The sequence below is a fragment of the Paenibacillus sp. Root52 genome (genome assembly GCF_001426865.1).
Classification (GTDB): Bacteria; Bacillota; Bacilli; order Paenibacillales; family Paenibacillaceae; genus Paenibacillus.
The window spans coordinates 1-14,510 of record NZ_LMFO01000023.1 but is presented as its reverse complement, the minus strand read 5'-3'; the positions used below and the strand labels follow the sequence as shown (position 1 = coordinate 14,510).

General features: G+C 47.4%; 12 protein-coding genes. 7 read left to right on the top strand and 5 right to left on the bottom strand.

What is annotated here, in order from left to right; all coding sequences use genetic code 11:
• Positions 1-36 precede the first annotated feature (36 nt).
• Together ASD24_RS17685 and ASD24_RS17680 are read right to left on the bottom strand one after the other, a co-directional pair.
• Complete coding sequence (locus tag ASD24_RS17685; RefSeq protein ID WP_056698265.1) at positions 37-1,227, bottom strand: YheC/YheD family endospore coat-associated protein; 1,191 nt, start codon at positions 1,225-1,227, stop codon at positions 37-39.
• 31 nt (positions 1,228-1,258) lie between these two features.
• Positions 1,259-2,626 (bottom strand): YheC/YheD family endospore coat-associated protein, encoded by a 1,368-nt coding sequence (locus ASD24_RS17680; RefSeq protein WP_056698261.1) that lies wholly within the window; start codon positions 2,624-2,626, stop codon positions 1,259-1,261.
• A 273-nt stretch (positions 2,627-2,899) separates the two neighbouring features.
• Between ASD24_RS17680 and ASD24_RS17675 the strand changes: the two genes are divergently transcribed.
• The 3 genes from ASD24_RS17675 (at position 2,900) to ASD24_RS17665 (ending at position 5,276) form a co-directional block, all read left to right on the top strand.
• Positions 2,900-3,247, top strand: coding sequence for a YlbF family regulator (locus ASD24_RS17675; protein WP_056698257.1), 348 nt, complete (start codon positions 2,900-2,902; stop codon positions 3,245-3,247).
• A gap of 149 nt (positions 3,248-3,396) precedes the next feature.
• Positions 3,397-3,681 carry a hypothetical protein gene (locus ASD24_RS17670; RefSeq protein ID WP_156395486.1) on the top strand — a complete coding sequence of 95 codons (285 nt, stop codon included), beginning with the start codon at positions 3,397-3,399 and terminating at the stop codon, positions 3,679-3,681.
• Positions 3,682-3,941: 260 nt separating this feature from the next.
• Complete coding sequence (locus tag ASD24_RS17665) at positions 3,942-5,276, top strand: DRTGG domain-containing protein (protein WP_056698255.1); 1,335 nt, start codon at positions 3,942-3,944, stop codon at positions 5,274-5,276.
• Positions 5,277-5,435: 159 nt separating this feature from the next.
• On the opposite strand, the gene ASD24_RS17660 is transcribed toward ASD24_RS17665, so the two are convergent.
• The 3 genes from ASD24_RS17660 to ASD24_RS17650 all read right to left on the bottom strand — a co-directional run bounded on the left by ASD24_RS17660 (position 5,436) and on the right by ASD24_RS17650 (position 6,741).
• On the bottom strand, positions 5,436-5,777 hold the full coding sequence (locus ASD24_RS17660; protein WP_056698253.1) for a YtpI family protein: 342 nt from the start codon (positions 5,775-5,777) through the stop codon (positions 5,436-5,438).
• A gap of 124 nt (positions 5,778-5,901) precedes the next feature.
• The gene (locus ASD24_RS17655) at positions 5,902-6,390 is read right to left on the bottom strand and encodes a hypothetical protein (RefSeq protein ID WP_056698250.1); all 489 of its coding nucleotides are present in this window, start codon (positions 6,388-6,390) and stop codon (positions 5,902-5,904) included.
• Between the two features lie 21 nt (positions 6,391-6,411).
• Positions 6,412-6,741 (bottom strand): YtrH family sporulation protein, encoded by a 330-nt coding sequence (locus ASD24_RS17650; protein WP_056698247.1) that lies wholly within the window; start codon positions 6,739-6,741, stop codon positions 6,412-6,414.
• A gap of 168 nt (positions 6,742-6,909) precedes the next feature.
• On the opposite strand from ASD24_RS17650, the gene ASD24_RS17645 reads away from it, so the two are divergent.
• From ASD24_RS17645 to ASD24_RS17630, 4 genes are all read left to right on the top strand, one after another.
• A complete protein-coding gene (locus ASD24_RS17645; protein WP_056698244.1) occupies positions 6,910-8,547 on the top strand; it encodes an ABC transporter substrate-binding protein in 1,638 nt (545 codons plus the stop codon).
• A 139-nt stretch (positions 8,548-8,686) separates the two neighbouring features.
• Positions 8,687-9,604 carry an ABC transporter substrate-binding protein gene (locus ASD24_RS17640; protein WP_056698242.1) on the top strand — a complete coding sequence of 306 codons (918 nt, stop codon included), beginning with the start codon at positions 8,687-8,689 and terminating at the stop codon, positions 9,602-9,604.
• The gene (locus ASD24_RS17635; RefSeq protein ID WP_056698240.1) at positions 9,604-10,188 is read left to right on the top strand and encodes a nitroreductase family protein; all 585 of its coding nucleotides are present in this window, start codon (positions 9,604-9,606) and stop codon (positions 10,186-10,188) included. The genes ASD24_RS17640 and ASD24_RS17635 overlap by 1 nt, the downstream gene beginning before the upstream one ends.
• Before the next feature lie 159 nt (positions 10,189-10,347).
• Positions 10,348-14,352: a DNA polymerase III subunit alpha gene (locus tag ASD24_RS17630; protein WP_056698235.1), complete on the top strand. Its 4,005-nt coding sequence runs from the start codon at positions 10,348-10,350 to the stop codon at positions 14,350-14,352.
• The last annotated feature ends 158 nt before the right edge of the window (positions 14,353-14,510 follow it).

Sequence of the window (14,510 nt, the reverse complement as noted above, 5' to 3'; positions counted from 1 at the left end):
ATCCTTCGGCTCCATGGCAAGCGGGCGCTGCAGGCCTTAGCCGCCGTGAATCGGGATGGGTTTCAGGCCAGCTTTGCTGGATGTATTCGGCATTTTCATTGTTGGACGGTAGACGTCCGTGAGAACATGTTGTTGCAGCAAATAACGAGCATAGGCAAGTGGTTCGGTATACGTCAGTGTATGCATCTGCGGATTATCCGCCATTGCGAATGCGGATCGACCTGGTTTGGAATTCACTTCGAGCAGCCAGAGACGGCCGTCAGTGTCTGCTCCGAAATCAATGCCAAGTTCAGCCAGCCGACCAAATCGGCTCTCCAGCAGGGGAGGAATTAGAGTAGCCGCCTGCTTGATCCTCTCCAGCAAAATAGCGGTATGAGATGAACCATATCGATCCATCAGATAAGAATGCACAGGATGTGCTGTACCTCCACCATGTAAATTAGAAGTGAGTGATCCTTCGATACCTTCTCGCACCATACATCCGGTCAGGGACCATTGCCCGTGACTATTTTTTTGTACTAGGGCTCGAATATCGAATGGATGCCCGTGATGGCTTAGATTAAGGTAAGGCTGCATAATCATGCTGTGTCGGGTCATAGATGATTCGACCCAGTCATGTACCGATTGATACGTATACAGTGAATAGCTAAACCTCTCATTGTGGGAGTCTCGACCATCTACGATCCAAGAACGGCCTGCTACTGAAACGAGTCGGAAGGTATCCCGTCCGTGAGTTCCAGCCACCGGCTTAAAGAACAGTCCTGATGGCCAGCGCTCTAACCAAGGCTCCCACTTCACACCGGGTTGCAGGAGGAGCGTGGGCGTGAGTAAGGAACGCAGCGCCGGTTCGTGGGATAACGCCCGATGCACCTTCCATTTGCCAGGTAGCGAAGTTGACCAGTAACGCGGGCGCTGTCCACTAGTTGACCACACAAGATGGTGAAGCTGTTGTCGTATTTGTTTGGGGATAGGTCGCAAGCAGCGATCCATCAGCAGATGGACCTCGGGAATAGGAGCTTTCTTCCATACTCCGTGCCGGTACACATATCCATGTTTAGGCAGTGTGCGTGTCACCTCGCTCGATATGACGAGAACGAATATATTGAGATTAAACTTCGGGCTTTCCAAACTAAGACGCCGACAGAAGAGTTCATCTGCGAAGGGAGAGGTTGCTTCCTCGCCACGAACCAGTATCGCCATGGTTTTGGGCGGATGCCATGGGAACATTGCTCTACACCTCCTGTTCTAGATGACTCCTTCAGAATCCAGCGAGATAGCTTGAATATTCCAACATCGCTTTGACCGAAGGTCGGATTTTGCTCTCGCTTAGCGGTGTATTATCATTTTTGGATGGCTTTGAATTGACTTCCAGCAGCCACACACGTCCTGTGGTATCGAGGGCTAGGTCAATCCCGAGTTCACCAAAATGAGCGGGAATTGCTTGCTCAATGCCTTTCGCAATATCAAGTGCAGCCGTATGCAGCCCAGCGTAAGCTGAAGCTTTAGCTGCATTGGACAATGCCGTTTTGGCGACAGCTTCCTTGACGGTGCTTAGACTTCCGCCTCTTGCGAGATTGGAGACATAGTGACTTCCACCAGCAATGCGGGCAACAATGGAAGTGACACTCCATTTGCCAACTTTGTTTTTCTGCACCAGCGCACGGAAGTCTACAGGTCTGCCGCTATTATCGATCAAGGTCAGCCCCTGCTGAATCTGGTAACGAGTTGTTTTCATTTTTCCAGACAGACTGGCATACAGTTTATCCAATGAGGTATAGGTCTGCTTACGAGTGCCTCCAACGCTTGTAGCTAGAGTGAGGAAGCTTCCATCGTTCTGGCGGGATACTCGAATGATCCCTTTGCCCAGAGAGCCGCGAACAGGCTTAAGGAAAACGACGGGATATCGGTTGCACATCGCTTTAAGCATGGAAGAAGTTTTGAGCAGATGAGATTCCGGCATCACTTTTTTGAGCGTTGTGATGGACTTCAAAGCATCGAACACTTCATTTTTGTCCAGAAATTTTTCATTAAAGGTTTGTGTACCGTAGAGCGATTTTACTTCTTTCATGAAATGCTGTACGCTAGGTTTGTTCTCAAGCTTACGGGACGTCAGCCGGTTATTGACGACATCTGCTACAGGCAGAACGGTCTTTTTCCAGCCGTCATCGTACACCCAGCCTCGCATTTGACCCTTGATCGTTCCAATATCCTCTGGCGTAAAGAAGGATACATAGGCGCCTTGCTTCCGGCAGGCGTTCACCAGTTCATGACAGAACATCGTGATGGAGCCGAAGGGTCGATCAGGCTGATCGGGGTAATCCTGGCTAACCAACACACTGATGAAGGGACCAAGGCGCAGCGTGCGACTGGCGGAACGATAAGATACGCTAAGCACAGAGCGGGGTACAAGGCCAGTTTGGCTGGCTACCGTCTGATTGATGCGTAGACCGTCATAGCGAGGAACCGGGATGACGGTAACTTCACGGTGGAAAGAGCCAAATTGTAACTGAAGCGGCCTTCCCGAAGGGATCTTTAATGCTTTGAGTACCCCTTCGCCCAGCATGATGACGTCGTCCTGCAGGATGCCCGAGCCGGTAACCTGAATCGTTACTTTTTTTTTGGACATCACGGATCTCCTTCCGGGCGGCAACTTGATGTCTGATCTCGAAATTAAAGCGGCATCTGAAAACATGGCATGTGCTTCATCATATGAGGACATATATCCCTTGGTGATTGACCCATTTGGATTAAATACATTTCCTTCGGGCCAGGTGATGGAGGGCTTGTTTTGACTTGCCTTGTTTGACAGTAGTTATTTACGTGTATTAACACGGATGAACGTTGCGATGAGAATGTGATGAACAAATGAACAACAACTCATATCCGAGGAGGAATTATAGTGAACATTTATGACAAAGCCAATGATTTGGCGAAAGCCCTGAGAGAAAGTAACGAGGTAGAGGAAATTACCTCTGCAATGAAGTTGATTGAAACTGACCCAGAAGCAAAACGTATGTTAGATGGCTTCCGTGACCAACAAATGGAGCTGCAACAACGTATGATGAGCGGGGATATGCCTGCCCCAGAAGAAATGGAGAAAATGGAAAAGCTGTTTGAGGTGCTGAGCCTTAACCTGAACATCCGTCGTCTATTTGATGCTGAGCGTCGTCTGAGTGTCATCATTGAAGATGTGAACAAAATTATCGCTGATAGTCTTGGTCACTTGTATGGTGGCTCAGAAGCATAAGTGATCTAGCCGCTCCACACGCGCGTATACACATCAAGTTATGACTATACGAATGTATCCTAACGATCTGTCCAAACCTTTCATATTACAGCAACCTGGTTCATAGACTAGACATATAGAGTCGATCAAGAACGAAGGAGCTGTGAATAGTGAAAAGGTTGAAAAAAGCAAAACATGTGATCTATCTCTTAGTTGCCTTGTCTATGCTGATTATTGCATTACCGCGAATTTCCTTCGCAGGTGGAATGGACTGGGTGAACATTTTTGGTATCGTGTGGGTGCTATTCTCCATGTTAATCATCGGTGCTCACTTACATTTCATTCTCGGTGTAGATGAAGAGAAGAAGCGTGCTCTTGAAGCGGTTAGACGTGCCAAGTTGCGGCAATGGGAAATGAAGCTGTTGGACAAGCAGGAACAGAGTAAATCGGTGTAGAGATTGTTCAAAAAGTCCGTAATGGATCAAGCATGGTTAGGTGCGTAGTGGACGAGTTGGAGCTATTGTAGAAAGACCGTATTCTCTTCTAACGTGAGGAGATGCGGTCTTTTTTGGCGATCTTTTTTTGAGATAAATGAAGGTGTTCATGATCTATTAAAGAGGTTGGTTACATACGGAGACACGATGGGGTTATTTTCCTTTGCTCGTGTTATAATAGATACAGAATAGTACAGATGCATCTTCGGGGGTGGTACAGTTTGGACGGACAAGAAGAGAATGTAACGAAGCATGAACAACTACTACAGCATATCGAACAATTGAAGGTTGGCAGTAAAATATCCGTTCGTGGATTAGCACGAGAACTTGGGGTAAGTGAAGGTACAGCATACCGTGCGGTTAAAGAGGCAGAGAACTTTGGGATGGTCGTGACCAAGGAAAGAATCGGAACGGTTCGAATTGAGAAGAGACCTCGGGGCATGACAGAGCAGCTTACTTTTGCCGATGTGGTAACGATTGTAGAAGGTCATGTGCTCGGCGGCAGTGACGGACTTGCCAAACCGCTTCATAAATACGTGATCGGTGCGATGAAAGAGCAAGCGATGGCTCGTTATATTGATGCAGGAAGTTTGTTGATTGTTGGTAACCGTGATAATGCACACTCGCTTGCCCTGGAGCAGGGAGCTGGTGTATTGATTACTGGGGGCTTTGGAACAAGTCGAGAGGTGCGTTTGCTGGCTGATGAACTTGGGCTACCCATTATCTCTTCCAGACATGATACATTCACTGTGGCCTCTATGATCAACCGAGCGATCTTTGACCGACTGATTAAGAAAAAAATCATGCTGGTTGAGGATATCATCGGTCAGAAACCACGACTTCAGGTGCTTAAGGTGACCAGTTTTGCGTCTGATTTCCACAAGCTGGTCGCAGAGACAGGAGAACATCGCTTTCCTGTGGTGGATGAATGGAACCGTGTTATTGGGATTGTGAGTCTCAAAGATGTGAGTGAATTGAAAGAAGATCAGAGCATAGAGAAATGTGTAGTTCGCCGGCCAGTTACAGCCTCACTGCAGACCTCTCTCGCTTCGGCTGCTCAGATTATGACCTGGGAGGGAATTGATTTCCTGCCCATCGTGGATCGGAACCGTAAATTAATTGCTTCCGTGACACGCAAAGAAGTCCTTCAGGCGATGCGGGATGCTCAGAAGCAACCCCAGCTCGGGGAGACCTTTGATCATCTGATCTGGAACGGATTCGCCGAAGAACGTGGAGAGCAGAATGAACTGATGTTTCATGGATTTATTATTCCGCAGATGGCGACGGATCTTGGAACGATCTCAGAAGGGGTTCTCCTTAACATAATGACACAAGCCGGACGCCGTGCTGCATGGGACGTGACGGGTAATGACCATGTTGTGGATAATGTGACTACCTATTTCGTCAGACCCGTGCAGATCGAAGATCAGATTCTGGTTCGTCCGATTATTTTGGAGACAAGCCGCCGTACCTGCAAAATGGACATTGTGATTACACGTGATGGAAGTGTAGTATGCAAAGCGGTCATGACCTTACAATCCATTGATCATGCGTAGTAGCGTCGTGGTCACTATTATTGGGTGTAATTCCAAAAGAGGATATCTCCTCATCGTTTACGTCAACCGTTATGGAGTACGCGGGCAGACATGTATTCGATGTAGGCAGAGATCCTCTTTTTGTTAACCTAACGCATGGAAAGACAGGGTGAGTTACAATTAAACGGATGGGCTGGATGGATGAGGTGATCTGCCTTCTGCCTGTTGCTGCAGTCGAGCATGATGACTACGGTTACGTAAACCAGCAAACAGATTGTATGCACCCACTAGCAAAAAAAACGCTTCCACAACGATGGATAATGTTGAGCCGCTAAAGACAAACATGAGGATTAGAGCCAGTACAATGAGCATTGCACCCATCCAGATGTTTGTCCAGGAACGATACACACCTGTGGTAGCAGGATGTGTACTTCGATGGGAACGAATACTATTTACGGCGGCACAGACCAGGGTCAATGTGAAGATGGCGATAAGGCTGTACTTGAGTACTTCAATAAACACGAATACCAGGCTCCTTTTCTGGAAAGCATTTACTGCCCTTATTGTATCATGCCATTTGCAGACAAGGGCAGTTTTTTTGCTGTGGTATTCTTGAAACTACATTCGTGAAACTACAATGTGTGGGTTACGTTGGGACATGTTGACGAATCTGCACCCAGACTTGTAGCACACCTTCCATTACTAGCATCGTTTTTACTTGAACGGTATAATCCTTCTCTCGAACCGTATAAACCTTTTGATTTAACATAATCCGGGTCATTTTACTATATTCGTCGATGTTGAACACATCTCGTCCGCGAAGCGCCTCCAGTTCATCGCCGAGCTTTTGCAGTAATACTTTTAATGAAGCCTCGTCTGGCCCCTTGTCAGAATCCTCTGCTCGGACTTTAATTTCTTTGATGACCGTTTGGCGTTTACTATATTTCTTCAGCGTTTTGATATCTTTCTCATTCTGATGAAGTTGTAGCTGTAATTCCTGATTGTTCAGCCACAAGGTGTTGTAACTGAGGTGGAATATGCCATTGTAAACAATGGCTCCCGCAATCATACCCAGGACAAAAACAGCGGTCATGCGCATTAATGGACGGTAGTTGGAGAACGGCGGAATTCTCATGAACCTTGCCTCGTGACCATATCAGCCACGTCCGCCGCCGCAGACCCATTTCACAAGTTCGGTTCCCATATGAGCGCCCATGAAGGCTGAGATGAGATACAAGATTTGTTTGACTGCTGGTGATAGATTACCGTCAAAGAAATTACTTTCGATGACACGCATGGGATCAATCGTACCTCCAACTGCCGCTGCAAGCGCCCATATTTTTATTTTGCCTGAAATATCTAGCATCGTCTGCGTAGGCGGCTGAAGAGAAATGACAGCTCCAATCCCTCCAATCATGGCACCGCCAAGTACGATCCCAAATGCGATAAAAAAATCAAGAATAGCTTTGGACAAAAATGTGCTCATCTAGCAACACTCCTTCTCAGACCCAGTACACGTCCCCAAATCCGAGTTCGAATAGGAGGGCGGCTTGTACTTCTATTGTATGGGCGTGCCCCCAGACGTTATGATAAAATGTCGATAAAAATGTATCTTGCGAGTGCAGTTACTTACAGTAGGCAAGGGAGATTAATTATGAATTTGGAATTGAACTATGGGGTGTTATTCAGAGATTGGACAATGGTATTGAAGGATGCTGTACAGATTAAGCTGCTGACAGGTGAGACCCATTGCTCAGATGAAGAAATAGCGGGGAAGCCTGGTACTAACTCTGGGGTTCAGTTTATCCTTGGCGTTAGCGGCGAGGGAGAGATTAGTCTTGGACAGGATACCCGGTCGTTTCGTCCTCATGATCTTTTTTTAGTCGAGGAAGGACAAGCAGTAGCTGTGATCAACCGGGAACTATCTCCTCTCGTCTGTTATATCATTCATTGTCAGAGGGTCAGTTTATTACAGGGGTTGGCGCCGGAGAAAGAACAATTGGACAACCAGAATAAAACGGGTGTGCTTGAACTGTGTAACTCTGTTAACCTTCAACATATGGCCATCGATGATGTGAAGCAGATCGTGGAGAGTTTTCAACGTGAGGATCTGCATGATCCGTTGTGGTGTCATCTTCTTTTTCATAAATGGATGTGTGCTATCGTCGAACAATTGCGAAGGAAAGCTGAACTGCAGCAGCCCAATCTGGCTATACAAAGAACAATTGACTATCTAGATGAACACTACGATGATCCAATTACAGTCCAGCAACTGGCGAAGATGGCTAATGTCAGCCGGAAATGGTACACCATGAGGTTTAGGGAAATAACGAACCAAAATCCCAGAGACTATATTACTGAATTACGAATAAAACGAGCCAAAGAGCTATTGAATCTTACTGGAGACAGCCTCTATGAGATTGCCCGTAAGGTCGGATATGAGGATGAACATTATTTTAGTCGGAGATTCAAACAAATGGTAGGCCATTCACCGCGTCTTTATCTACATCATCGTCGATATTTGGGAACAACGATGACTTCGCCTGAACTACTATATACTCTTGGGATGACGCCAATTGTGGCCAAAGCTCCGTCTTCCGAATTTCCTCATTACTTGAAAGAGTCGTTTAAACAAGTACGGAAATGGGAGTCAGGATACTCACTCGACATGGATGAGATTCGGGGTTTGAAGCCAGATCTTATTATTGCATCCGCTTGGCAGGACGATCAACATTATGAGCAGCTTAACCGGATCGCAACGACAGTACTCTTACCTGAACGTAACAATTGGAGAGAGGAACTGAAGGATCTAGGAGAAGTATTAGGCAGAAACAAGCAGGTACAACAAGTGATTAGTAAGTACAACGAGAGGTTAAACCAGGCAAGAGAGCAGTTACACAGGCTTATTTCGAATGAGACAATAATATATATTCGCTTGACTAGTGAAGGTATCAATTTATATGGGGAGAAGTCTTCAAGAGGAAATACGCTGTACCGGGAGCTTGATCTGAAAATGCCGAATGCTTCTTTTTTATATGGAGAGGGGATGCTCATTACGGTTGAGATTCTTGCTCAAATTCAGCCCAATCATATTTTGCTGCAAATGGAGGATAGCATGATTGCCCAGCGTGCTCTTTACGATCATCCGATGTGGAATCAGCTTCTCGCTGTTCAGAATAACCAAGTGCATGTTCTAAGTAACCGAGAGTGGTATAATTTCTTGTTCTCTCCGCTTGCAACTCAGTATGCGATTCAGGAATTGTTAGACCTTCTGACACAAAAGCGGTCATAATAAGATGGCTAAATTATAGAACACATTAACTTCGCAAAAATCCAAATGAGAACGGTCAAATCTCCATTCATTTATGTTTGGACATGTATATAATGAGAATGAGAATCGTTATTATTTATATATTGAAGGGGATAGACTGATGAAACATGCAAAAAAATGGCTGGGATTAGGAATGATTCTAACCTTGCTACTAACTACAGCTTGCGCTGGGACAAGTGCAGAGAAGTTGGAACCTAGTGCGGAAGCCGAACCTCAAGCACAAGAACAGCGCGTGGTCGCCACTTCGGTTACATATCCTGATTTCTTGTATGTGCTTGGTGTGACACCAGTTGCAGCAGAGAACTATCATTCGGATTACCCGGATTATTTGGAAGGCAAATTCGACAACGTCCCGAAGCTGGGGAATGGTTCTAACTTGGAGGGTACTCTTGCAGCCGAGCCGGATATCATCATTGCTCCTAAATGGCGAGATGAGAAAATATATGACCAGTACGCCAAAATAGCTAAAACCGTGCTTCTACCCGACCGGGACAATTGGCGTGATGAATTGAAGGACATGGGTGAGGCCTTGGGCAAACAGAAGGAAGCTGAGCAGGCTATCCAGGATTATGATCAGAACATTGCTGATGCTCGCGAGGAGCTAAAAGGTCTAGTTGGAGATGAGACGTTTATTTACTTGAGAGTTATGCCTAAAGAAAGCTATGTAATGGGTGAGCTTTCGAGCAGAGGTATGGTAATTCATAAAGAGTTAGGGCTTAAAACTGTAGCAGCTTACCCAGCAAGTGAAGGGAGTGTTCCTGTCTCGCTTGAGCTGTTAACCGAGTATCAGCCTGATCACATTATTCTCCAAATTGACGGTGGTGATGATAACACCAATGCTCAGAAACTATACGAAGAAATGAAAGAAAGCAATATCTGGAAGGGCATGAAGGCAGTTAAAGAAGATCATGTGTATTTGGTAGGTGACAAGGAGTGGATGAATTTTGGATTCTCATCAGTCGCGACATTGAATGCAGTGGAAGATATCGTATCTGTAATCCGTGAGAGAAATCGCTGATGGGTAATCTTCAATTGAGCCTAGTGGAGCAGGTAATTCGTGAGCGAAGGATAGTTAGATCTTTTAGCAAAAGGCCTATTTCTCAAGATAAGTTGCTTGGACTGCTTGAAGCAGCAGTGTGGGCTCCGTATCATTCCAAACAAGAACCATGGCGGTTTATTATTTTTATGGACGAGGGTCGCAAGGTGTTCTGTGATGCTGTGCTCTCGACCTATACTTCGGAAGAGTTAAAACAATATGGCCAAGGTACAACGCGGGATTACTGTGAGGACACTCCGGTGCATGTGTGCGTTGCTGTTCGGCAGGGTAAGGATCCTTGGAGAAATGAAGAGGCAATACTTGCTGCAGCAGCACTGATTCAAAATTTGCAGCTGCTCGCCTGGGAAGAACGCATTGGACTAGTGTGGAAAACTAACGAATACAACAGGGAGCGGGCGTTTGCCACGCAAATAGGTCTAAATTCGGACGAACGGTTGGTGGGGACACTTCATCTTGGATATCTGCCGGACGATGCGGTTTCTCGACCAGTGACCAGAAAACCAGCAGATCAACTTATTACCTGGATTCGTCATGAACAGGAATAGAAGTTTCACGTACTTGTAAAAAGAGAGGTACAGATATTATGATATATCTGTTACCATCTCTTTTTTTGTTTCTAGTCATACGCTTTGGATATGTAGTGCGAACCTTTTATTTATAGAGTTTGAATGGAATGTTTTGAGTGGGGAAAGGAAGAAAAAAACATGAGTTCTTTTGTGCATTTGCATGTTCACAGTGAGTATAGTTTGCTGGACGGCGCTGCGCGTATTTCGGATCTCGTGGACAAAGCTGCAGATCTCGGAATGACATCACTTGCGCTAACCGATCACGGCGTGATGTATGGCGCTATTCCTTTTTATAAAGCGTGCGTAGCACGGGGTATTAAGCCGATTATCGGATGTGAAGCGTATATGACTGCGGGCTCTCGCAAAGAGCGGGGAAGTCGTAAGGATCAGCCGATTCATCATTTGATTTTGCTGGCGAAGAATATGACTGGTTACCGTAATCTGATGAAGCTATGTTCGATCGGTCATTTGGAAGGTTTCCATTATAAGCCACGTATTGATATGGAGAGCCTGCAGGAACACCACGAGGGCATCATCTGTTTAAGTGCGTGTCTGGGTGGAGAGGTTCCACAGCATTTGCTGCACGGACGAGAAGAGGAAGCACGGCGCGCGGCGCTACGTTACAAGAACATTTTCGGAGAAGACTTCTATCTTGAACTTCAGGATCATGGCCTCTCAGAGCAAAAACGTGTCAATCCACAGCTGATGAAATTAGCTGCTGAGCTGGAGATTCCGCTCGTAGTGACGAATGATGCTCACTATCTGTTAGAAGAGGATGCGGAGCTTCAGGATGTGCTAATCTGCATCGGGACAGGTAAAACTGTTGATGATGAAACTCGGCTGCGGATTGGAACGAACCAGTTGTACCTGAAAAGTGGGGAAGACATGGCGCGTTTGTTCCCTCATGTGCCTGAAGCTATAGCCAATACCGTTCGCATTGCGGATTCTTGTGAATTGGAGCTGGAGTTTGGCAAATCTATTTTGCCTGAATATAGACCTCTCCCAGAAGGACAGAGCCCATCTACGTATCTGCGTCAATTGTGCGAGGTAGGTATGGAAGAACGGTATAGCAACACCGTGCGGTGGACGGACAAGGAGCAGCGTTCAGAGCTGGAGCAGCGATTGGAGTATGAGCTTCGGGTTATTGATAGCATGGGATTCTCTGATTATTTCCTTATCGTATGGGACTTTATCGCTTATGCTCACAGTCAGAACATCGTGACCGGGCCCGGTCGGGGTTCGTCCGCAGGCAGTATCGTGGCCTACACGCTGAAAATTACGGATGTTGATCCTATGAAGTACAACCTGCTCTTCGAGCGGTTTCTGAATCCTGAACGGATCTCCATGCCCGATATCGATATTGACTTCAGTGATGAACGTCGGGATGAAGTCATTGATTATGTTGCGGAAAAGTACGGAAAAGCGCATGTAGCACAGATTATTACCTTTGGTACAATGGCTGCTCGTGCAGCAGTACGTGATGTTGGACGTGCACTCAACGTGCCATATGGCGAAGTAGATAAAGCCGCGAAGCTGATTCCGGCTCAGCTAGGCATCAACATTCAGCGGGCGATGGAAACGACGCCTGAATTGATGACCTTGTATGAGACTAAATCGAAAACACGTGAGCTGTTGGATATGGCGATGAAGGTAGAAGGTATGCCTCGTCATGCCTCCACACATGCAGCCGGAGTGGTCATCTCTCGGGATCCGTTGACAGACGCTGTTCCGCTGCAAGAAGGCAGTGAGGGCACTGCTCTGACGCAATATTCTATGGAGAATTTAGAGGCCATCGGATTGCTCAAAATGGACTTTCTCGGATTACGTACCCTTTCTATTATTGAGCGTTGTCTTCGTTGGATTGGGGAGCATGGAGAGGTGCCAGATTTCCGCCATATCCCAGACGATGATGCACAGACATATGAGATGCTGGGGCGCGGCGATACGATGGGCATATTCCAATTAGAGTCTGCGGGAATTCGGCGTGTCATGAAAGACATGAAACCAAGCGTATTCGAGGATATCATCTCCGTGCTGGCTCTGTATCGTCCAGGCCCAATGGAGTTTATATCCAAATATATTCAAGGTAAGCACGGTCAAATTGAGGTGGATTATCCGCATACCGACCTAGAGCCAATCCTGAAAGATACCTACGGTATTATCGTCTATCAGGAGCAAATCATGCAGATTGCTTCGCGGATGGCAGGTTTCTCACTGGGTGAAGCCGACTTGCTGCGCAGAGCTGTTTCGAAGAAAAAACGGGAAGTGCTGGATCTGGAGCGTGGACACTTTGTTCAGGGTAGCCTGAAACAGGGATATAGTGAAGCAGAGGCAGATTTGGTCTACGATATGATCGTCAAATTTGCAAACTACGGTTTCCCGCGTGCCCATGCCGCCGCTTATGGTGTACTGGCTTTCCAAACGGCGTATCTCAAAGCCCATTATCCCGTTCACTTTATGGCATCCATGCTGACGGCTATAATGGGTAGCCACCGGAAAGTTGCAGAGTATGTCGTGGAGTGTCGCCGGATGGAGATTGAGGTATTACCGCCGGATGTGAACGAGAGTGGTATTTTGTTTACACCGGTCTTTATCTCTTCTAATCAGCAGAAAAGTCATGCTACAACTCAAACCGATGAGGACACGGCAGAGGAAGGTACAAATGGTCATGATGATGGCTATGACCATGCACACTACGGTGATGCGCCTCTGCCAGATGATCCTGGGCCTGAGCCCGGAGAAGAGGGCGCTGGTTATGAGTGGCAGACATCCACTGCCATAACCGAACCTTCTGCGAAGACCGAAGGGACGGGCATTGTCACAGCTGCTACAGCAGGGTATTCGAGCGATGAAGAGAACTCAGCTTCACAACCAGCAGCTTCCTTCACAGCCGCAGGAACAGCAGCGGAACTGGACGAGGAAGCACAGACGCCTACAACGTCAGGTGCCATTCGCTTTGGTCTTGCTGCAGTCAAAAACGTAGGTACCCAAGCGATGGAAAGCATCATGATTGTGCGTAAGGAACGTCCTTTTGACAGCTTGCTCGACTTTTGTCGACGTGTTGATTTGCGGGTGTGTAATAAACGGGTAATTGAATCGCTGATTCAAGCGGGGGCTTTTGATTCGTTGCCTGGTCATCGAGCACAGTTACTTGCAATGCTGGATGAAACGGTGGAGGCGGCGCTGAAATGGCGTAAGGAACGTGAGGACTTACAGATTCAATTGTTTGATTTTGTGGAGACACCGAATTGGGAGATTGAATATCCGGAAATTCCACCGTTTTCTGCAAGTCAGCAGTTGGAGCTAGAGCGCGAATTGCTTGGTCTGTATCTCTCTGGACATCCGCTGGATGATTTTGAGAAAATACTTGAATCCAGCGGTGCAGATCGGATTATGGAATTGACCGAGGCAGCCGATGATACGATGGCGGTTGCGGCGGGCATGGTTGTCTCTGTGAAGTCGATTACGACGAAACAGGGGAAAGCGATGGCGTTCATGGAGCTCGAAGACCAGATTGAACGCTGTGAAGTGGTTCTCTTTCCCGAAGTATGGCGGCGAAGCCAGCAGATGATCGGGAAAGGTGAACTGCTCGTCGTGCGCGCCAAGGTGCAACAGCAGGACGAAGGGTTTAAGCTGCTGGCTGAGGAGGTGGCGTCGCTCACACCGACGGCACTGGAACAGCAGCTACGCAGTCGCGAACGGCGCGCGAAGCCCGGCAGCGCTTCACGCCCAGCGGCTGCGCCGAAGCAGCCGGCTGGTGCGGGTGTTGGAGCCGGAGCGCAGCCTAGCGGCGCAGGCTCTGCAGCAGTGCGCGGCAGCGATGCTGCAAGGGCTGACACAGCCGGGGCGAGAAGCGCTCCGATTGAACGCCCCGGTGCAGGCAGTGCGGAGCCGACTCGTCGGCCTCAGGCGATGGAGCAGCGAGTATTTGTGAAGATTAGCCCTCAGGCGGAGACGCCCGAGTTGCTTGCACGGTTGAAGCAGCTTTTAGAGCAGCATCCGGGGCCTGTAGCCACTGTGCTTTTCTATGAGCAGCAGCAGAAGCTGCTTGCACTGAGTGACGGCTATCGGATCAAGCCTTCTCCAACCCTCTTTGCCGAAATGGAGAATATGCTTGGTGAAGGAACCGTCAAAATTAAATAGGTTCATCAGACAACTTGTCTGTCTTCATAAAGATAAGAAGGACCTGTTCGGTGACTGGAGTGCACCCCTTAGAATAGACATTGGAAAAACCCCTGGGTTTAGCCGATGAAATTCTAGGGGGTGCATTTTTTATGGCGATTAAAGGACAAAAGTATAAA